This is a genomic window from Buttiauxella sp. BIGb0552 (assembly GCF_004366275.1).
Taxonomy (GTDB): Bacteria; Pseudomonadota; Gammaproteobacteria; order Enterobacterales; family Enterobacteriaceae; genus Buttiauxella; species Buttiauxella gaviniae.
Map to the genome: position 1 here is coordinate 714,734 of NZ_SODY01000001.1, position 21,569 is coordinate 736,302.

At 47.8% G+C, this 21,569-nt stretch carries 16 protein-coding genes; 12 read left to right on the top strand and 4 right to left on the bottom strand.

What is annotated here, in order from left to right; translation table 11 throughout:
* Window positions 1-78 precede the first annotated feature (78 nt).
* The 4 genes from abgT to uspE all read left to right on the top strand — a co-directional run bounded on the left by abgT (window position 79) and on the right by uspE (window position 4,171).
* Window positions 79-1,605 (top strand): p-aminobenzoyl-glutamate transporter, encoded by a 1,527-nt coding sequence (gene abgT / locus EDF88_RS03315; protein WP_134182900.1) that lies wholly within the window; start codon window positions 79-81, stop codon window positions 1,603-1,605.
* A gap of 12 nt (window positions 1,606-1,617) precedes the next feature.
* On the top strand, window positions 1,618-2,133 hold the full coding sequence (gene ogt, locus EDF88_RS03320; protein ID WP_134182902.1) for a methylated-DNA--[protein]-cysteine S-methyltransferase: 516 nt from the start codon (window positions 1,618-1,620) through the stop codon (window positions 2,131-2,133).
* A gap of 198 nt (window positions 2,134-2,331) precedes the next feature.
* Window positions 2,332-3,084, top strand: coding sequence for a fumarate/nitrate reduction transcriptional regulator Fnr (fnr, locus tag EDF88_RS03325; RefSeq protein ID WP_134183258.1), 753 nt, complete (start codon window positions 2,332-2,334; stop codon window positions 3,082-3,084).
* 136 nt (window positions 3,085-3,220) lie between these two features.
* The gene (uspE, locus tag EDF88_RS03330) at window positions 3,221-4,171 is read left to right on the top strand and encodes a universal stress protein UspE (protein WP_064518604.1); all 951 of its coding nucleotides are present in this window, start codon (window positions 3,221-3,223) and stop codon (window positions 4,169-4,171) included.
* Between the two features lie 124 nt (window positions 4,172-4,295).
* On the opposite strand, the gene pntB is transcribed toward uspE, so the two are convergent.
* Together pntB and pntA are read right to left on the bottom strand one after the other, a co-directional pair.
* Window positions 4,296-5,684 (bottom strand): Re/Si-specific NAD(P)(+) transhydrogenase subunit beta, encoded by a 1,389-nt coding sequence (gene pntB / locus EDF88_RS03335; protein ID WP_064518602.1) that lies wholly within the window; start codon window positions 5,682-5,684, stop codon window positions 4,296-4,298.
* Between the two features lie 10 nt (window positions 5,685-5,694).
* Window positions 5,695-7,224, bottom strand: coding sequence for a Re/Si-specific NAD(P)(+) transhydrogenase subunit alpha (pntA, locus tag EDF88_RS03340; RefSeq protein ID WP_064518601.1), 1,530 nt, complete (start codon window positions 7,222-7,224; stop codon window positions 5,695-5,697).
* Window positions 7,225-7,937: 713 nt separating this feature from the next.
* On the opposite strand from pntA, the gene cho reads away from it, so the two are divergent.
* The 8 genes from cho (at window position 7,938) to tus (ending at window position 18,323) form a co-directional block, all read left to right on the top strand.
* Entirely contained in the window at window positions 7,938-8,765 is an 828-nt protein-coding gene (cho, locus tag EDF88_RS03345) for an excinuclease Cho (protein ID WP_134182905.1), read from the top strand.
* Window positions 8,766-9,174: 409 nt separating this feature from the next.
* Window positions 9,175-10,119 carry a DUF1471 family protein YdgH gene (gene ydgH, locus EDF88_RS03350; protein WP_064518599.1) on the top strand — a complete coding sequence of 315 codons (945 nt, stop codon included), beginning with the start codon at window positions 9,175-9,177 and terminating at the stop codon, window positions 10,117-10,119.
* 187 nt (window positions 10,120-10,306) lie between these two features.
* A complete protein-coding gene (locus EDF88_RS03355) occupies window positions 10,307-11,689 on the top strand; it encodes an amino acid permease (RefSeq protein ID WP_064518598.1) in 1,383 nt (460 codons plus the stop codon).
* A gap of 31 nt (window positions 11,690-11,720) precedes the next feature.
* Window positions 11,721-12,446, top strand: coding sequence for a dihydromonapterin reductase (folM, locus tag EDF88_RS03360; protein ID WP_064518597.1), 726 nt, complete (start codon window positions 11,721-11,723; stop codon window positions 12,444-12,446).
* A 75-nt stretch (window positions 12,447-12,521) separates the two neighbouring features.
* Complete coding sequence (gene rstA / locus EDF88_RS03365) at window positions 12,522-13,250, top strand: two-component system response regulator RstA (RefSeq protein WP_064518596.1); 729 nt, start codon at window positions 12,522-12,524, stop codon at window positions 13,248-13,250.
* 430 nt (window positions 13,251-13,680) lie between these two features.
* Window positions 13,681-15,792, top strand: coding sequence for an EAL domain-containing protein (locus tag EDF88_RS03370; RefSeq protein ID WP_134182907.1), 2,112 nt, complete (start codon window positions 13,681-13,683; stop codon window positions 15,790-15,792).
* 181 nt (window positions 15,793-15,973) lie between these two features.
* Window positions 15,974-17,290 (top strand): two-component system sensor histidine kinase RstB, encoded by a 1,317-nt coding sequence (rstB, locus tag EDF88_RS03380; protein WP_064518594.1) that lies wholly within the window; start codon window positions 15,974-15,976, stop codon window positions 17,288-17,290.
* Window positions 17,291-17,393: 103 nt separating this feature from the next.
* On the top strand, window positions 17,394-18,323 hold the full coding sequence (tus, locus tag EDF88_RS03385; RefSeq protein ID WP_134182909.1) for a DNA replication terminus site-binding protein: 930 nt from the start codon (window positions 17,394-17,396) through the stop codon (window positions 18,321-18,323).
* Window positions 18,324-18,340: 17 nt separating this feature from the next.
* On the opposite strand, the gene fumC is transcribed toward tus, so the two are convergent.
* On the bottom strand, window positions 18,341-19,738 hold the full coding sequence (fumC, locus tag EDF88_RS03390; RefSeq protein WP_134182911.1) for a class II fumarate hydratase: 1,398 nt from the start codon (window positions 19,736-19,738) through the stop codon (window positions 18,341-18,343).
* Between the two features lie 183 nt (window positions 19,739-19,921).
* Window positions 19,922-21,568, bottom strand: coding sequence for a class I fumarate hydratase FumA (gene fumA / locus EDF88_RS03395; protein ID WP_064518591.1), 1,647 nt, complete (start codon window positions 21,566-21,568; stop codon window positions 19,922-19,924).
* Window position 21,569: the final 1 nt, after the last annotated feature.

Here is a 21,569-nt window from a genome sequence, read left to right on the forward strand (position 1 = left end):
GGTTTTTGTAAGGCGGATTGGCGCTGCGTCCTCCGCCTTACTACACAACATAACATCGCAATTGATAGAGGCCCGTCTATGAGTCTTTCTTCATTACCCACTCCTTCCGGCTCTGGCAAGTTGTACGGCCTTGTCGAAAAAATTGGCAATAAAGTGCCCCATCCTTTTTTGCTGTTCGTCTATTTGATTGTCATTTTATCAGTGAGTACTGCGGTACTTTCTGCGTTGAATGTCAGCGTTCGTAACCCGGCGGATGGGAGCCTGGTGCAGGTTAATAACCTGCTGAGCGCCGAAGGCGTACATTGGTTTTTGCCTAATGTGATTAAAAACTTCAGCGGCTTTGCGCCGTTAGGGGCAATTCTGGCACTGGTGCTGGGCGCGGGTCTTGCCGAGCGCGTCGGCCTGTTGCCAAGTTTGATGGTAAAGATGGCGTCACACGTGAGCGCGCGTTATGCCAGTTATATGGTGTTATTTATCGCCTTCTTTAGCCATATTTCGTCCGATGCGGCGTTGGTTATTATGCCACCGATGGGGGCGCTGATCTTTCTTGCCGTGGGTCGCCACCCAATCGCTGGTTTGCTGGCGGCCATCGCCGGTGTCGGTTGTGGGTTTACGGCTAATTTATTAATTGTGACCACCGATGTGCTGCTTTCAGGGATCAGCACCGAAGCCGCCCACACTATCGATCCGCTGATGCACGTAAGCGTGATTGATAACTGGTACTTTATGGCAACGTCCGTGTTCGTGCTGTCGATTGTCGGTGGGCTGATTACCGATAAAATCGTCGAGCCGCGCCTGGGAACCTGGAAAGGAGAGAATAAAGAGAAACTTCAGCAGCTCGATGATGAACAGCGCTTTGGCTTGCGCGTAACGGGTATTGTGGCGCTGTTGTTTATCGCCGTGGTTGCCGTGCTGCTGGTGCCAGAAAATGGCCTGCTGCGCGACCCGGTTAAACACACCATTATTCCTTCACCGTTTATCAGTGGGATCGTGCCGCTGATCATCATGTTCTTCTTTGTTGTTTCGCTGGCCTACGGCATTGCGACGAAAAAGATTCGCCGCCAGGCTGATTTACCGCAGTTAATGATTGAACCGATGAAAGAGATGGCCGGTTTTATCGTGATGGTGTTCCCGTTGGCGCAGTTCGTGGCGATGTTCAACTGGAGCAACATGGGCAAATTCATGGCAGTCGGCCTGACCGATATGCTGGAAGGATCAGGGCTGAATGGGATCCCGGCGTTCCTCGGCCTTGCTCTGCTGTCTTCGTTCCTGTGCATGTTTATCGCCAGCGGCTCGGCCATCTGGTCGATTCTGGCGCCGATATTTGTACCGATGTTTATGATGCTGGGTTTCCACCCTGCTTTCGCACAAATTCTGTTCCGCGTGGCGGATTCATCGGTCATTCCACTGGCCCCCGTTTCACCGTTTATCCCGCTATTCCTCGGATTTTTACAGCGCTATAAACCGGATGCCAAATTAGGCACCTATTACTCTTTGATATTGCCTTACCCGCTGATCTTTTTGGTAGTCTGGTTGCTGTTACTGGTTGCGTGGTATCTTGTCGGCTTGCCTATTGGGCCGGGAATTTACCCGCATCTCAATTAACTGGAGCGCATCATGCTGACACTGTTAGAAGACAAGATTGATACGCCTCTTGGGCCATTATGGATAATTTGCGACGAGCTTTATCACTTACGCGCGGTTGAGTGGGAAGAACATAGCAATAGAATGGTGCAACTGCTCGGTCTTCATTATGGTGTCAGCGGCTATCAGCGCGTGGCGTGCAAAAATCCAAATGGACTGAGCGATAAACTGCGCGACTATTTCGACGGCGATTTGGCAGTAATAGAAACGCTGCCAACCGCAACTGCGGGAACCGAATTTCAGCGTGAAGTCTGGCAAACATTACGCACCATTCCTTGCGGGCAAATCATGCATTACGGGCAGTTAGCAGACCAACTTGGCAGACCGGGAGCGGCGCGCGCAGTGGGGGCTGCAAATGGTTCAAACCCGGTAAGCGTGGTGGTGCCATGCCATCGCGTGATTGGCCGTAATGGCACGATGACGGGCTATGCGGGAGGCGTCAGTAGGAAAGAGTGGTTGCTGCGGCATGAAGGATATTTGTTGTTGTAGCACCCTAAGTGCGGAAGAATGTTCTTTATTCACACAATAATAATGTGGATTAATATACAGTTCTATTAATTTCAATAGGATAGCTCTATAACCACAAGGTTATTAGCTGATATATTCTGAATGCGCTTTCATCATACTTACGTGCTCAAGAAAAAGATGTTAAAATTGACCAATATCAATAACGGCCCGAGCATATCTATGATCCCTGAAAAGCGAATTATTCGACGCATTCAGTCTGGCGGTTGTGCTATCCATTGCCAGGATTGCAGCATCAGCCAATTATGCATCCCCTTCACGCTCAATGAACATGAGCTTGATCAGCTTGATAATATCATCGAGCGTAAGAAGCCTATTCAGAAGGGACAGACCCTGTTTAAGGCTGGTGATGAGCTGAAGTCGCTGTACGCAATTCGTTCAGGGACCATCAAGAGCTACACCATTACTGAACAAGGTGATGAGCAAATTACCGGCTTCCATTTAGCAGGCGATCTTGTGGGCTTTGACGCTATTGGCACGGGTATGCACCCAAGCTTTGCGCAAGCACTTGAAACCTCAATGGTTTGCGAAATCCCATTCGAAACCCTTGATGATTTGTCGGGTAAAATGCCGAATCTGCGCCAGCAGATGATGCGTTTGATGAGCGGCGAAATTAAGGGCGACCAGGATATGATCCTGTTGCTTTCCAAAAAGAATGCAGAAGAGCGTCTGGCCGCATTTATCTACAATCTTTCACGTCGCTTTGCCCAGCGCGGCTTCTCCCCTCGGGAATTCCGTCTGACCATGACTCGTGGCGATATCGGTAACTATCTTGGGCTGACGGTGGAAACCATTAGTCGCCTGTTAGGCCGTTTCCAGAAAAGTGGCATGCTGGCGGTGAAAGGAAAGTACATTACTATCGAAAATATCGATCTTCTTGCACAACTCGCTGGTCAATCGCGTAACGTCGCCTAGTATCTGCTTTCCTATGTGGGATCATTAAATTTTCCTCATTTATTGATCCCACAGAGACTTATCACCTGTTTCATTCATCACATATGGGTTAATCTTAATTTACAGACTGTGGTTAAGCAGTTGTAAGGAGACCTGTATGGCAAAGTATCAAAACATGCTAGTCGCTATAGATCCTAATCAGGACGATCAACCCGCCCTGCGGCGTGCTGTTTATTTGCATCAACGGATTGGTGGCAGGATCAAAGCATTTCTGCCTATCTATGATTTTTCCTACGAAATGACCACCCTTCTGTCACCAGATGAACGCACAGCTATGCGCAAAGGCGTTATTAGCCAACGTGCAGCCTGGATAAAAGAACAAGCCCAGTACTACATCGATTCGGGTGTACCGATTGAGATTAAAGTGGTTTGGCATAATCGTCCCTTCGAGGCAATTATTCAGGAAGTGATCAGCGGTGGTCATGACCTGGTGCTCAAAATGACGCATCAGCACGATAAACTGGAAGCGGTAATTTTCACACCAACCGACTGGCATCTGCTGCGTAAGTGCCCAAGCCCGGTATGGATGGTTAATGAAAAACAGTGGCCTGAAGGCGGCCGAGCGGTCGTTGCGGTCAACCTTGCAAGTGAAGAGCAATACCACAACGCGCTCAATGAAAAGCTGGTTAAAGAGACCATTCGCTTAGCCGAGGATGTTAACCACACTGAAGTTCACCTCGTAGGTGCCTACCCAATTACTCCAATTAACATTGCCATCGAACTCCCTGATTTTGATCCAAGCGTTTATAACGATGCTATTCGCGGCCAGCATTTAGTTGCGATGAAAGCGTTACGCCAAAAATTTGGAATCGATGAGAAAATGACTCACGTCGAGAAAGGATTACCTGAAGAGGTTATTCCTGATCTCGCGGAACATTTGCAAGCGGGTATCGTGGTGCTCGGCACTGTAGGTCGCACCGGCCTTTCTGCTGCATTTCTTGGCAATACTGCCGAACAAGTTATCGACCATTTGCGTTGCGATTTGCTGGTCATCAAACCTGATGATTACCAAACACCGGTAGAAATGGATGACGAAGAAGACGATTAGTACGTCGTTTGAATAATAAAAAATCCGTCCATTGCGACGGATTTTTTATTGGTGCTATTTCGGAAAAAAATTTCGGAAAAGAAAAACCGCCCCGAAAGGCGGTTTTTGCAAACTACCGATAAAACTAGAGTGCTTTAAGAATCGCTTCGACGCTGGCTTTGGCATCGCCAAACAGCATTTGAGTGTTCTCTTTAAAGAACAGCGGGTTCTGCACACCTGCGTAACCTGTGTTCATCGAACGCTTGAACACGATTACGTTTTGCGCCTTCCACACTTCCAGCACTGGCATACCCGCGATTGGGCTGCGAGGATCTTCAAGTGCTGCCGGGTTAACGGTGTCATTCGCACCAATAACCAGAACGGTGTCGGTATCGGTGAAATCATCGTTGATTTCATCCATTTCCAGAACCACATCGTACGGAACACGCGCTTCCGCCAACAGAACGTTCATGTGGCCTGGCAAACGCCCGGCAACCGGGTGAATACCAAAGCGAACTTTGATGCCACGTGCGCGCAGCTTCTCAGTAATCTCTGCCACCGGATATTGCGCCTGCGCAACAGCCATGCCGTACCCTGGAGTGATGATCACAGACGTTGAGTTTTTCAGCATGTCCGCTGTGTCTTCAGCTGTGATTTCACGATGCTCACCGACTTCGTCATCTTCACCAGTAGAAGAACCGTCAGTACCAAAACCACCGGCAATGACGCTGATGAAGGAACGGTTCATTGCCTTACACATGATGTAAGACAGAATCGCACCGGACGAACCAACCAATGCACCGGTAACAATCAGCAAGTCATTGCTGAGCATAAAGCCCGCTGCCGCTGCTGCCCAACCGGAGTAGGAGTTCAGCATTGAGACCACAACTGGCATATCTGCGCCACCAATTGATGCAACCAGGTGCCAGCCAACAATCAGTGCGATGATAGTCATCACCAGCAACGCTAATACTTGCAAGCCAACGCTTTCAGTACGCACGAAGATGATTAGCATAGCGAAGGAAACAACCAGCGCCGCGAGGTTCAGTTTATGACGATGTGGCAACATTAACGGTTTAGAGGAAATCTTGCCGCGCAGTTTACCAAACGCCACGATGGAACCCGTGAAGGTCACCGCACCAATAAAGATACCGAGGAAGACTTCCGTTAGGTGGATGTTTTCCATAATCGGCTCAAGGCCAGGAGCATGGTCCAGATAGCTGTTAAAGCCAACCAGAACCGCAGCAAGACCTACGAAGCTGTGCAAAATTGCAACCAACTCCGGCATCTCGGTCATTTCGACTTTCTTAGCAAGATGGATACCGATGGCACCACCAATCACCATGGCAACGATAATCCAGACCACATTGCCAGTCTCTGGCCCGAAGATGGTCGCAACCAATGCGATACCCATACCGGCCATTCCGAACAAGTTGCCTTGCTTAGATGTTTCGTGTTTTGACAGCCCCGCCAGGCTGAAAATAAACAGAATAGCGGCAACAATGTATGCTGCTGTAACTAATCCACCAGACATGTGTTACCCCTTAGTTCTTCCGGAACATTTTCAGCATGCGCTGAGTGACGGTGAAACCACCAAAAATATTGATACTGGCAATCAGTACGGCAACAAAGCTCAGGAAGCTAACCCAACCGCCATGACCAATTTGCAGCAATGCACCCACCACGATAATCCCTGAAATGGCGTTAGTGACCGACATCAGCGGGGTATGAAGTGCATGAGAAACATTCCAGACGACGTAGTAACCGACGACACACGACAGCGCAAACACTGTGAAGTGGCCGAGGAACTCTTTAGGCGCAACGTCTGCAAGCCAGCCAAACAGAATGATCGCCAACGCCATAAACGCATATTTGCGCCATGGTGAAGCCGGTTTTTTATCTTCGACAGGAACAGCAGCTTTCTTCGCCGCAGCTTGAGGCTGCGCAGAAACCTGAATTGGCGGTGCCGGCCAGGTGACTTCACCATCACGAATAACCGTCACACCACGAATAACAACATCTTCAAAATCAATCACGGTATTGCCATCTTTCTCTTTGCAGAGCAGTTTCAGCAAATTAACCAGGTTGGTACCGTAAAGTTGGGAGGATTGCGTTGGTAGGCGTCCTGGTAAATCGGTGTAACCAATAACTTTCACGCCGTTTGGCGTTACAGTCACCTGATCTGCAACCGTATATTCACAGTTACCGCCGTTCTGCGCTGCAAGATCGACAATCACGCTGCCTGCTTGCATGGAATCAACCATTTCACGGGTGATAAGTTTTGGAGCTGGTTTGCCTGGGATCAACGCCGTAGTAACAATGATGTCGACTTCTTTCGCCTGGGCTGCAAACAGCTCCATTTCGGCTTTAATGAAGGCCTCAGACATCACTTTGGCATAGCCATCGCCGCTGCCTGCTTCTTCTTTAAAGTCCAGTTCAAGGAACTCAGCGCCCATACTTTGCACTTGTTCTTTCACTTCTGGACGGGTGTCAAAGGCGCGCACAATAGCACCAAGGCTGTTGGCTGCACCAATCGCCGCAAGGCCCGCAACACCAGCACCGATGACCATCACTTTAGCTGGTGGCACTTTGCCCGCAGCGGTAATCTGCCCGGTAAAGAAGCGGCCAAATTCATGAGCGGCTTCAACAATTGCGCGATAACCCGCAATGTTAGCCATTGAACTTAGGGCATCGAGCGACTGCGCACGTGAAATACGTGGCACGGAATCCATCGCCATTACGGTGACATTTTTAGCGGCAAGCTTTTCGAGCAACTCAGGATTCTGAGCAGGCCAGATGAAGCTCACCAGCGTGGAACCTTCACGCAATAGCTCAATTTCGCTATCTTGCGGTGCATTCACTTTCAGAACGATGTCAGATTGCCAGACGTCAGCGGTATCTGAAATGGTCGCGCCAACTTGTACAAATGCTTCGTCATCAAAGCTCGCCAGTTTACCCGCTCCGCTTTCGACAGTGACGGTGAAGCCCAGTTTCAGCAATTGCTCCACTGTTTTTGGCGTGGCTGCCACGCGGGATTCGCCCGCCCACCGCTCTTTTGGTACCCCAATACGCATAGTATTCCCTTCCATCTGATTTTTTGTTGATGGTTTGTCAGACATTGCCTTGGCAATCGTCAGTTCCGTTACCAGTTCAATTAAAAATGCATCTGTAACAAACTATTTATAACCTACTGAAAATAACGCCCGTGATCTAGATCAGGATCTCAGTATTTGTATCATTATCGTAAAAATTTAGCTCCAGGGCCTTAAGACAGCTCTTTTCGACTAATTTTCATCTACAACACCTGATAATACGCTTCATCAGCGCGGCAATTCACGATTCTGCGCCGCTGCAAATTGCACATTTAACATTAAATTAACCAATTAAGTTGTAAGCTTTACCACTTTTACTGGTCAAAGCACTCTTTTATGAAGCTATAAATTTTCGTTATGAAAAATAGCTGGAATCAATAACTGCAGAGTGCAAGATGCCGCAGGTAGTTAGAGGTTGCAACCTTCAACCTTAAGCCTGCCAACTTACACAATTTTTTCCACTTTTCATGCCCCATTCGTCATAGAACACCGAATTCTAAGACCTTTTTCTGAAGCCCTGGTACGTGATAAAAACCATGAAACACACATTCTGTGAGCAATTAACACACACCATAAAGTTGCATGGATGACGAGAGAACATTACGATGAACTGATTAAAACACGCGCAATCTACAGACGTCTCAAACAGCCGCCTTTGAGCAAATCCACTTTCAAATAAATTAGCCAATAAAAGCATGACCCTACAGTATCAATATCCAGAGCATCTCCGTCATACACTTAAAACTCTTCCATCAAGTCCTGGTGTATATATTTTCTACGGTTCGGATCAAAGCTTTCCTCTCTACATCGGGAAAAGCATCAACATTCGTAGTCGTGTTCAGTCGCATTTCAGAACGCAATCTGAAGCGAAATTACTGCACATGACCACTCGTATTGAATTTCACCAAACCATTGGTGAAATTGGCGCCCTGTTACTTGAGTCCCAGCTCATAAAGAATCACAGCCCACTCTTCAACAAAAGGTTACGGGTGACGAGAAAGCTTTGTTCTCTTCGTATTACTGATCAAACAACACAATTTGTATTCAGCAGCGAAACCGACTTCACAAATGTTAAGGGCTTATTTGGGCTGTTTAAAACCAGGCATGCAGCTATAGACCAGTTAAGAGAGTTGGCAGACAAGGAACAACTTTGTTGTGGGGTATTAGGCCTTGAAAAGTTGACTGCTGGCAGGCCGTGCTTCCGTTTCTCATTGAACAAATGTGCGGGTGCGTGTTGCGGGAAAGAGACTATTGAGCGTCACCAGGAACGGCTTAGAAGTTCTCTTGAATCGATAAGAGTCCGGAGTTGGCCATACCCTGGACGCATTGCGTTAAAAGAGAAATCAGGAGATCAAACTGAGTACCATATATTGAATAACTGGCTGTATTTGGGAACGGTAAACACTCTGGAGTCAGGTAAAGCAATGGTTACTCCTCCCTCACATTTTGACCGGGACAGTTACAAGATTCTTTGTCGATATGTTTTCCAGAGCGACGCAGTAAAAATCGTTGAGCTAGACTAACTCGCAAATTCTTCTGCTCTTTGCTCTCGTCTTTCTTGAGATAACCACCGTACTAACCAAACGCGTCATAAACACCCTTACAGGGCGCTTTCAGCTGGTGCAAATCCTGCTTTTATTGCCTGACAGTTGGGACATGAGAATGCGCAAATGGTATATACGGTCTACTCTGCATGAATTTCCGGATTGGACTCGGATCAAGTCAGCCTTTTGAACCGAAAAACAGCTAAAGTACATGACAGTTATTACACTATTAATATTCATTAATATCAATTAGTTAACCTGTCATCACAAGCTAAATCGATCAGTTGTAGATTAGCCACTATTTCAATGCAATAATCTGCGGCTAACAGGTAACCCTCAGAGAATGCGGTATTTGTATTCATTTTGCGCAAGGCGAAGGACTATTTTTATGAAGCTCAAGAACACCCTTCTGGCATCAGCACTGATTTCCTTAACGGCGCTGTCTGCTCAGGCAGCAACAGAACTGACACCGGATCAAGCTGCGGCTCTTAAACCATTTGATCGCATTACTATCACCGGTCGTTTTAATGCGATTAGTGACGCTGTCGATGCTGTTTCCCGTCGTGCAGATAAGATCGGCGCTGCATCTTTCTATGTTCAGAGCACTAACGATGCCAGCAACAGCGGTAACTGGCGCGTAGTCGCTGATGTGTATCATGCTGATGCCCCTAAAGCCGAAAATACGTCCAATCGCGTTATTAATGGTGTGACGGAGTTACCGAAAGACCAGGCATATGCGCTTGAGCCATTCGATACTGTGACAGTCCAGGGCTTCTACCGCAGCCAACCAGAAGTTAACGATGTGATTACCCGTGCAGCTAAAGAAAAAGGTGCGGACTCCTTCTTTATCGTGCGCCAGGTTGATGCAAACTCAGGTGGTAACCAGCGTATTACAGCTTTCATCTATAAAAAAGATGCGAAAAAACGTGTTCTGCAAAGCGCTGACGCGATTCCTGCTGATTCAGAAGCAGGTAAAGCAGCGCTGGCAGCCGGTGGCGCCGCAGCCGCCAAAGTTGAGATTCCAGGTGTAGCAAGCTCCAGCATGCCAAGCTCTGATGTTGGCCGCTTCTTTGAAACACAAACAAGCAAAGGTGGTCGTTACACTGTAACGCTGCCAGACGGCACTAAAATTCAGGAATTGAATAAAGTGACTGCCGCTCAAATGGTTCCATTTGATAGCGTGAAATTCACTGGCCACTATGGCAGCGGTACTGAAATTTCTTACCAGGTTGCAAAACGTGCGGCCAAGAAAGGTGCGAAGTTCTACCACATCACTCGTCAATGGGATGAACGTGGCGGTAACATGACAATTAGCGCTGATTTGTATAAATAAGCGCAGCTTTTGTAGCAAAAAGGGTGGCTATGCCGCCCTTTTTTTATTTCCCTGGCATTTTATGGCTCATGTCATTGCAAGCAGCGTCTACACTCCGTAAAATTCCGCGCCTTAGTGTTACCCACCATTTTTATGCATAAAAACATGATAATTATTCTGGGTCTTATTTGAATATCACGGGACTGCTATGGAAAAGAAACTTGGCCTCGCCGCATTAACTGCATTGGTATTGAGTTCGATGCTCGGTGCTGGTGTATTTAGCCTGCCGCAAAACATGGCGAGTGTGGCCAGTCCCTCAGCATTACTGATTGGCTGGGCCATTACGGGTGCAGGTATTTTGTTGCTGGCGCTGGCAATGTTGGTGCTAACCCGCCTGCGGCCAGATCTGGACGGCGGAATTTTTACTTATGCACGCGAAGGTTTTGGCGAACTGATCGGATTCTTCTCCGCGTGGGGCTACTGGCTTTGTGCAGTGATCGCCAATGTCTCCTACCTGGTTATTGTTTTCTCCGCACTGAGTTTCTTCACCGATACGCCGGAACTACGCCTGTTTGGTGATGGGAATACCTGGCAGTCGATTATTGGGGCATCGGTGCTACTGTGGATGGTTCACTTCCTGGTACTTCGCGGCGTGCAAACTGCGGCCAGTATCAATCTGGTTGCCACACTTGCGAAGTTATTGCCTTTAGGTCTGTTTATCGTTCTCGCCGCTTTGGCCTTTAAACTTCGTACCTTCACCCTTGATTTTAGCGGGATTGCGCTGGGTGTTCCCGTTTGGGAACAGGTCAAGAACACCATGTTGATTACCCTTTGGGTATTTATTGGTGTTGAGGGGGCGGTGGTTGTTTCTGCTCGTGCGCGTAATAAAAATGATGTCGGGCGAGCAACACTTCTTGCTGTGACTGCGGCATTAGGCGTGTATCTGCTCGTCACATTGCTTTCGTTGGGGGTCATTGCCCGTCCGGAACTCGCCGGAATGCGCAATCCTTCGATGGCCGGATTAATGGTCGAAATGATGGGCCCTTGGGGTGAAGTCATTATCGCTGCTGGACTCATTGTTTCAGTATGTGGTGCCTATCTGAGCTGGACTATCATGGCCGCAGAAGTGCCATATCTTGCAGCCACACATAAGGCCTTCCCGAAGATTTTTGCTCGTCAGAACAAGAATAATGCACCGTCTGCTTCGCTGTGGCTTACCAATATTAGTGTCCAGATTTGCCTGGTTTTGATTTGGTTGACGGGCTCAGATTACAATACGCTGCTGACAATCGCTTCAGAGATGATTCTGGTTCCCTACTTCCTGGTCGGTGCCTTTTTGCTAAAAGTGTCGACACGCCCTCTGCATAAAGCAATTGGCTTTGGGGCATGCATTTATGGCTTATGGCTGTTGTATGCATCAGGCCCCATGCATTTACTGCTTTCGGTGGTATTGTATGCGCCGGGATTATTAGTCTTTATGTATACGCGCAGCACGCATACGCATGACATCAAACTTAACTTCAAGGAAAGATCTGTCATTTTCCTGATGCTGGTGGCTGCGTTTCCTGCAACATGGGTACTGGTGAAGTAAATCACCAGATAACAACAGTAAGGAGTCGTCGATGGAGATAACATCATCCGCCAGCCCTATTTTGATTACTGGTGCTGGTAAACGAATTGGCCTGGCACTGGCGCGACACTTCCTGGCTCAAAAGCAACCCGTCATTATCAGCTACCGTACGCGTTATCCGGCGGTAGATGAGCTAGAACAGGCAGGGGCAACTTGCCTGTTCGCAGATTTCTCAACTAATCAGGGTATTGAGCAATTTGCCCTGAACGTCACACAGCGTTGCGACGGCCTGCGAGCCATTCTGCACAATGCCAGTGCCTGGCTTCCAGAGTCCTCTCACTCGTCACACGCGCAGACGCTGGCTGAAATGCTACAAATTCACGTTAACACCCCCTATCTTCTCAATCATCTTCTTGAGCCACTATTGCGTGGAGGTGGGCATTCCAGTGCCGATATCATTCATTTCACAGATTACGTTGTAGAACGTGGAAGCGATAAGCACATTGCCTATGCCGCCAGTAAAGCTGCGCTTGATAATATGACTCGCTCATTTGCCCGCAAACTGGCACCTGAAGTCAAAGTGAATGCCATTGCGCCTGCAATGATCATGTTCAATGAGCATGACGATATCGAGTACCGAAAAGCTGCATTGAATAAATCTTTGATGAAAATAGCGCCTGGTGAACAAGAAATAGTTGGATTAGTAAATTATCTGTTGAACAGCAGTTACGTCACAGGCCGCACCCACTGTGTTGATGGCGGCCGCCCGCTTCGATAATTTTGTTTACCCTCGATTTATGGCATTAAAACCTTTTGCAGTGTATGTTTTCTTTTTGATCCAATGTATCGGGCTATGAACAAAATCGTATACGTAGAAGACGATCCTGAAGTAGGAGCGTTAATTGCCGCTTATCTCGGCAAACATGACATTGACGTTATTGTTGAAAGCCGCGGTGATTGCGCTGAGGCAACAATCCAGCAGCAGCGCCCTGACCTTGTGTTGCTGGATGTCATGCTCCCCGGCAAAGATGGTATGACATTGTGCCGTGACCTGCGTCCTCAATGGGATGGCCCGATTGTGCTACTGACTTCTCTGGACAGCGATATGAACCACATATTGTCGCTGGAGATGGGCGCTAACGACTATATCCTCAAAACCACGCCTCCAGCCGTTCTTCTTGCACGCTTACGCTTGCACCTACGCCAACGTGTTTCTGCACAACATACCGTTGAAAGTAGCCCTACAGCGCTTAAACCACACAAAGCTATGCGCTTTGGCGCATTGTGTATTGACCCGGTCAATCGTCAAGTTACGCTTGGTTCAGAGAACATCACGCTTTCTACTGCTGATTTCGATCTGCTTTGGGAACTGGCGACTCACGCAGGGCAAATTATGGATCGCGATGCGTTGCTTAAAAACTTGCGTGGGGTGACTTACGACGGTCTGGATCGTAGCGTTGATGTCGCTATTTCACGCCTTAGAAAAAAACTCTACGACAGTGCTACTGAACCGTTTCGTATCAAAACAGTGCGTAATAAAGGTTATTTATTCGCCCCCCACGCCTGGGAGAGTGAAGTTTAGGTGTTCTGTATTTTACTTGTTTAACGCTAGAAATAACCGTTCATTTAATGAGCGGTTATTTTGATTCAACGACTTCCTTTCGAAATCCTTCCTCATATATTTCACTACCCACCAGACTAGTTTTAATTCTGTAAACTTATGTATAGAAATACACCTAACTTATATGATAGATTTCTGTCTGTGATTTGCTTCAAAAAAAAATCAGATGAATATTTCACAAAAAAACTATTTTCATTATTACTTTGTGTTCTTTTTGTTACTTATCTGAATTAACAAAAATAAGATTTAAACTTTATTCGCGGGAAAGCAACCGTGAATAATGTAGAAAAATAGCTAATTTCACCTTTCTGTTAACACCAGATAACTCGCTTTGACAACACAGTTATCTGTTTAAAAAACCATTACAAGCGTAATTGCTTCAGGTAATTTTGTGATAAAAGTGTGGCTACAAAACAATCTTTTACACCGTTTAAATAACAGCCAAATCAAGTTATTAAACAATCGCTATGCCCATGCCATTATTGCCAGCACAATGGCTATCGTTCCCTTATCGATTGTCCGTGGTTTAGTCATCACCGCATCGGTACTCTGTGAAACAGCAGGTTTTGACCAGGCAGCTCAGTGGTTTATACAGTTGCAAATTGGTTTTTTAGCGCTCGCTCCGCTGGTTATGAATATCTATGTGGCTGTTCATTGGGCCGTCAGAAACCGCCTGTCACAAATATACTGCATTGCGTTAAGTATCAGCACATTGATGATCTTCCGGCGAATACTGGATGATAATGCACAATTTTACCTGGATATCAGTATTCCTATGGCTTTGGCTTCCGGAATAATTGGTAATGTATTACAAGAAATAGTCAGTAAAAATCTGTTAAAACTTCGCCAGTGGCGTGATAACAATAACGTTACGATTGTTTCATTTTTTGTTACATTGATGATGGTTGCTCTATTCAGCAGCATTATAAAATTTGCTGCTGAAACTGGCTTGCATCATGCAATGAGTTTTTTCAGCCAACTGTCACTTTATTTTTACCCTACTAACTTTCTAAATGGCATTTTATACGTCCTATTGCGCAGTGTTCCATGGTTCTTTGGTCTACACGGCTATTATCTATTTATGGACATTGATGTTGCCTTTACTGCTGCTGCAAAATTAAATATTAATGATTGGTATTCAGGACGTGGTGCACTCAACATTCTCAGCCCAGTCTTCTACGACATGTGGTGTAATTCCGGTGGTACAGGAAATACGCTGAGTTTAGTGATCTGTATTTTAATGCAGAAAAACAGCCCACACCGCCGTCTGTTGACCATCGCTGGGCCGATGTCATTGTTTAACATCAACGAACCACTCATTTTTGGTTTTCCGATTGTTCTCAATCCGGTAATGATTATTCCGTTCGTCCTGACCCCGTTAGTCTCTTACATCGTGGCGTATGGCGCGACTTACTATAGTTTCATTCCAAGAATTACCGCTATCGTGAGCTGGTCAACTCCAGGGCCTATCAAGGTGTGGTTAGCCAGCGGAGAATCAAGTGCCGCCGTACTGCTATATATTGCTCTTGTCGTCCTGGGTGTGGCTATTTATTACCCATTTGTCAAAAGTACATTAAAACAAAAAAGCGCTGTAAATAATGACATGGACTTACTGACCGGTGAGATGAAAGTCATTCAGCCAACTGATTTTGAGATGGTGCCAAATTATAGTCATATTGTTGAAGAAAACAGCTACATTGAAGCTCAGCGACAAATTGAAAAGCTACAATCCAGTGGTCAGTTCATTCTCTATTTCCAACCCCAAGTACGCTTATCTGATAACAAGGTTGTCGCCCTTGAAGTGCTGATCCGCCATCAGTGCGACAGTGGCAAGATTACTCCCCCTATCTTCCTGAAATATTATGAGCGTGCAGGTCTGATGCCAGAGATAGACTTCTGGGTGATGGAAAACGCACTGGATTACCTACGCGAAAATATGTCTGAGACAGAGAGCATGACTCTGTCAGTCAATATTTCGCCACAAACCTTGGTCGACTATCGACTTCTGCATATTGTGAACAAAGTGCTGGCCAAACCACTACCTGCTGGCTGGAGTCTGGAGTTTGAGATAACGGAGTCACAGAAGATTCAAGAGCCTGTACGTCTGGCAGAGGTGATGGAAAAGTTGCGCAGTCTAGGTATCAAAATCGCACTCGATGATTTTGGTTCAGGGTACTCGACTCTGCACTATTTGACCCGCTACCCACTAGACAAGATAAAGCTCGATAGATCGATGGTTCTCGGTCTGGCCAAGCCGGATGGCTTTAGCTTCCTGCAGCAGGTAGTTAAATTATGTATGGTGGTTCAGTGCGAAATACTTATCGAAGGTGTTGAAACTGAGCAAGAATTAGAGCTAGTAAAAATGGCCGGCATTGAGTTGTGCCAGGGATTCTTGTTCCACCGCCCTTTACCGGGAAAAATCGTGTGTCAACTTCTGGCGGAACAACACAAGATGGAAATGCAGCCGGGCCATTCTCTACCTGAGGTTGAAGCAATCGCTTAAGCCACCATTCTCATTAAACACCACACTAACACACACCAGATATTGTCAGCAGGGGCAAACCCTGCTTTCATAGCCTCCCAGATGGGGTATGAAAATTCTAGAATGACATCGCTCATATCCCCATAGCGCTCCTGTAAAGCAGGGGCCAGTCTTCAGATACGCAATAACCCGGTGATTTTCATTGAAAAAGTTATTTATACAATTCTATCTTTTACTGTTTGTCTGCTTTTTGGTGATGACCATGCTGGTTGGCCTGGTATACAAATTCACCGCCGAACGTGCAGGTCGCCAGTCGCTAGATGATTTGATGAAAAGCTCACTGTATTTAATGCGTAGCGAGTTGCGAGAAATTCCTCCTCGCGACTGGAACCGCACCATTAAAGATCTCGACCTTAATTTATCCTTTAAGCTGCACATTGAGCCAATGGATAAATTCAAGCTTGATGAGATGACCATGCATCACCTGCGCGCAGGCGAAATTGTCGCTCTCGACGATGAATATACATTTATCCAGCGCATCCCTCGCAGCCACTATGTACTGGCCGTAGGGCCAATACCGTATCTCTTTTTCTTACACCAAATGCGCTTACTGGACGTCGCACTGATGGCATTTATTGCCATCTCCCTCGCCTTCCCCGTATTTATCTGGATGCGACCGCACTGGAAGGACATGCTCAAACTAGAAACGGCGGCGCAAAGATTGGGGCAAGGACATCTGGATGAGCGAATTCATTTCGACAGTGCTTCAAGTTTTGAGCGCCTGGGCGTCGCATTTAACCACATGGCCGATAGCATTAATGCGCAAATTGCCAGTAAGAAGCTCCTGATTGACGGAATTGCTCATGAACTGCGTACACCATTAGTCCGTTTACGTTATCGCCTCGAGATGAGTGATAATCTTACCGAAGCAGAGTCACTGGCGCTAAACCGCGACATTGGACAATTGGAAGCGTTAATTGAAGAATTGCTAACCTACGCACGTCTGGATCGCCCGCAAACGGAGTTACAACTGGCAAGTGTCAACGTTCCTCGCTGGCTTGATGAGCACATTGCGGACGTCAGAATTATTCATCCGCATCTCGATATCTTGTTGGATACCCCACCCAGCGGCAATTTTGGCCTGATTGACCTGCGTCTGATGGAACGAGTGACAGATAACCTGGTCAACAACGCACTGCGTTACAGTAACGAGAAATTACGCATTAGCCTGTGGCTTGATGGACAAACCGCGATTTTGCAGGTGGAAGACGATGGCCCAGGTATACCCGCAGAAGAACGCGAAAGAGTATTTGAACCGTTTGTTCGCCTCGACCCAAGCCGCGACCGTGCTACCGGTGGCTGTGGCCTTGGGCTGGCAATTGTGCATTCTGTCGCAACCGCTATGGAAGGCTCTGTAGTAGTTGATAGCGGTGCCTTGGGCGGTGCGCGTTTTCGCTTTAGCTGGCCAATTAAAACTGAATCCGCAATGACACTGGCATCCATCAAGCCAAGCCGCTAAAAATCACATTATCTCCTGCCTGACTATTGCAACACAGATGGTCAGGTTCATCTGCCTGTGTTATAAACAAACATCAGTATGTTGTAACTAATTTGGTGGCGAAATGACAAAATATGATTTGATTGAACGCCTTAACAGTACATTTCGCGAGCTCGAGCGAGATCTACGTCAGTTCAGTGAACAACTCGACAGCTACAGGTTGTTAGTTGGCCGTGTCTTTCAACTGCCTACGGTTGATAAAGGGAATGAACACGATGCGGTAAGCAAAATCGAGGTGACACAACGACTAGGTAGAGAAGCACATCAGGCCACCCTCGCCCATTTCACTCATTTGTTTATCCAGCAGCAGTCCGAGAAAACCAGCAGTAAAGCCGCTGTGCGCCTGCCTGGTGCGGTTTGCTATCAGGTTGACGACACATCCCGCCTTCAGACTCAAACCCTGGTTCTTCGCATTAATCAGCGTAAACAGGAGCTTGAAAACATTATCAGCGTGGAGTCGGGACTGCCCAGCGTGCAGCGGTTTGAGTGGGTTCACCGCCAGCTTCCTGGGCTTATAACCCTTAATGCTTACCGCTCTATTACACTGTTGGAAAACCCTACTACGTTGAATTTTGGTTGGGCAAATAAACAAATCATCAAGAATTACTCACGCAGGGAAGTTATTGAAATACTGGAAAAGAGCCTCAAAGCGAATCGCGCTGTACCGCCCTATACCCGTGAGCAATGGGCGGAGCAAATTACCCGCGAGCTGAACTCCATTACCAGCCTTTCAGATAATGTACGCCTGAAGATTAAACGCCCAGTAAAAGTACAGCCCGTTGCCCGCGCCTGGTACCAGGAGCGTAAAAAACAGGTACAACATGCCTGCCCGTCACCTTTGGTGGTGCTGTGTAATCGTGATAATGGCGAAATACCACCGGATATGGGGGAGTTACTGAATTATGATGCGGAGAATATTCGTCATCGCTATAAGCCGGATGCGCAACCGCTACGGTTGGTAATCCCGCGCCTGCATTTGTACTGCGAGGAGTAAATGCAGGCGCGTGGGGCTTACTGTTTCATGCTGCCAACCATCTCTTCTGGCCGCACCCAGGCATCAAACTCGTCTTCACTCAGATAGCCAAGTTTCAGCGCTGAAGCTTTCAAAGTTAGCCCTTCTTTATGGGCTTTCTTGGCAATCTCTGCTGCTTTGTCATATCCAATATGTGGATTGAGTGCCGTCACCAACATCAGTGATTCGTTCAGTAATTGCGTAATGCGATCACGATTCGGCTCAATACCCACCGCGCAATGTTGATTAAAACTCTCCATGCCATCAGCCAGTAAACGCACCGATTGCAAGAAATTATGAATCACCATCGGGCGATAAACATTGAGCTCAAAGTTGCCTGACGCCCCACCCATATTCACCGCCACATCATTGCCCATCACCTGGCAGCAGAGCATCGTCAACGCTTCACACTGGGTAGGATTCACCTTACCAGGCATAATTGAGCTGCCCGGTTCGTTCTCAGGAATAGCGATTTCACCAATGCCGCAGCGCGGGCCTGAAGATAACCAGCGCACATCGTTGGCAATTTTCATAAGTGATGCCGCCAGCCCTTTTAGCGCACCATGCGAATGAACCAGCGCATCACAGGTCGCCAGCGCTTCGAATTTGTTCGGCGCGGTGATAAACGGTTGCCCGGTAATTTCTGCCAGTTCTTTGGCGACACGTACTGCGTATTCCGGGTGGGTATTAAGCCCTGTCCCCACCGCCGTGCCGCCTAATGCGAGTTCGGCAACGTGCGGCAGACTGTTTTCAACATGCCTGAGATTATGCTCAAGCATCGCCACCCAACCGGAAATTTCCTGGCCCAGGGTAAGCGGGGTTGCATCTTGTAAATGAGTACGGCCAATTTTAACGATGTCACGGAAGGCTTCCGCTTTACCCAGCAACGTCTCTCTTAATACGTTTAGCTGCGGGATAAGTTGTTCGCGTACCGCAATGACAGCGGCAACATGCATCGCCGTTGGGAAAACGTCATTCGAACTTTGGCTCTTGTTCACATCGTCGTTAGGGTGAACTTTTCGCTCCATGCCGCGCACGCCGCCGAGAATTTCGCTCGCCCGGTTTGCCAACACTTCGTTCATATTCATATTGCTCTGTGTACCCGAGCCCGTTTGCCAGATAGCCAGTGGGAATTCATCCGGGTGTTTACCCGCCAGAACTTCGTCGGCCGCCTTAATAATAGCGTTGCCCCGATCCTCCACCAGCAATCCGAGATCCATATTTACCTTTGCGGCAGCTCGCTTGGTTAATGCCAATGCGTGGATCAGCGCCGTGGGCATTTTTTCGGTGGAAATACGGAAGTGCTCAAGTGAGCGCTGAGTTTGCGCGCCCCACAGTTTATCTGCCGGGACGTCGATTGGGCCCATTGAGTCTTTTTCACTGCGACTGGCTACCATTTCATTCTCCTTAGACTGTTCGCATCCCCCAAAATAATTCGAGGTGCGTCAAGGCGGCAAAGGAGCTTATCCCGATGAGCTTACATAAGTAAGTGATTCGGGTAAGCGAGAGCAGCCAACACAGACGTAACTCGAAGAATGAAGGGGGATAAAAAAACCGCCCTGATGGGCGGCTTGAGTTATCTATTTCACACATCGCGTACATTGGGACGCGTGTATTTTCTGGAAGAAGTCATTGCCCTTATCATCCACCAGAATAAAGGCCGGGAAGTCTTCAACTTCAATCTTCCAGATGGCTTCCATACCCAATTCCGCATATTCGACGCAATCAAGGCTCTTGATGCTCTGCTGCGCCAGAACTGCCGCCGGGCCGCCGATACTACCAAGATAGAAACCACCATGTTTATGGCAGGCATCCGTCACTTGCTGGCTACGGTTGCCTTTTGCCAACATCACCATACTGCCGCCGTTGGCTTGCAATAAGTCGACATAGGAATCCATACGCCCGGCGGTTGTTGGCCCAAGTGAACCTGATGCATAACCGTCTGGCGTTTTAGCTGGCCCCGCGTAATACACCGGGTGATCCTTGATGTATTGCGGCAAACCTTCGCCGTTGTCGATACGTTCTTTGAGTTTAGCGTGGGCGATGTCACGCGCCACAATTATCGTGCCGCTTAAAGAAAGGCGAGTTGAAACAGGGTACTGCGCCAGTTGTTTTAGGATCTCACTCATCGGGCGGTTCAGATCGACTTTTACTGCCTCCCCTTCACCCGCCTGACGGAGTTCCTGCGGGATAAACTTACCTGGGTTGTGTTCGAGTTTTTCGATCCAAATACCATCGCGGTTGATCTTTGCTTTGATGTTGCGATCGGCTGAACAAGAAACACCCATGCCAATCGGGCATGACGCACCGTGGCGCGGCAAGCGCACAACACGGATATCGTGGGCAAAATACTTACCACCAAACTGCGCGCCAAGGCCAAGGTTCTGAGCTTCTTTTAATAACTCGTCTTCAAGTGCTACGTCGCGGAATGCCTGGCCATGTTCGTTACCTTCGGTTGGCAGACCATCATAGTATTTGGTTGAGGCGAGTTTTACGGTTTTAAGCGTCGCTTCAGCCGATGTACCGCCGATCACAAACGCCACATGATACGGAGGACACGCGGCAGTCCCGAGGCTACGCATCTTATCGACCAGGTAATCTTTAAGGCGGCCAGGACTCAGCAACGCCTTCGTTTCCTGATAGAGATAGGTTTTATTTGCTGAACCGCCGCCTTTGGCGATACAGAGGAATTTGTATTCAGCGCCATCAACACTGTAAAGGTCGATTTGCGCAGGCAGATTTGTGCCGGTATTCACCTCTTTGTACATATCCAGCGCCGCGTTTTGCGAGTAGCGCAGGTTATCTTCAATAAAGGTGTTATAGACGCCACGGGACAGCGCTTCTTCATCGCCACCGCCGGTCCAGACGCGTTGGCCTTTTTTACCCATGATAATTGCCGTGCCGGTATCCTGGCAGGTTGGCAAAATACCTTTTGCAGCGATTTCGGAGTTACGCAGGAATTGCAGCGCGACATACTTATCATTTTCGCTGGCTTCAGGGTCATTGAGGATATCGGCTACTTGTTGCTGGTGAGCCGGGCGTAACATAAACGAGGCATCGTGGAAGGCGTGTTTGGCGAGTAACGTGAGGGCTTTAGGATCAACTTTCAGGACTTCCTGCCCTTCGAACTCTGACACGGAAACATAATCGCTGCTGAGCAGGTAGTATTCTGTTTCGTCTTTTTTTAACGGGAACGGCTCTTGATAATGAAAGGCTTTGTTAGGCATT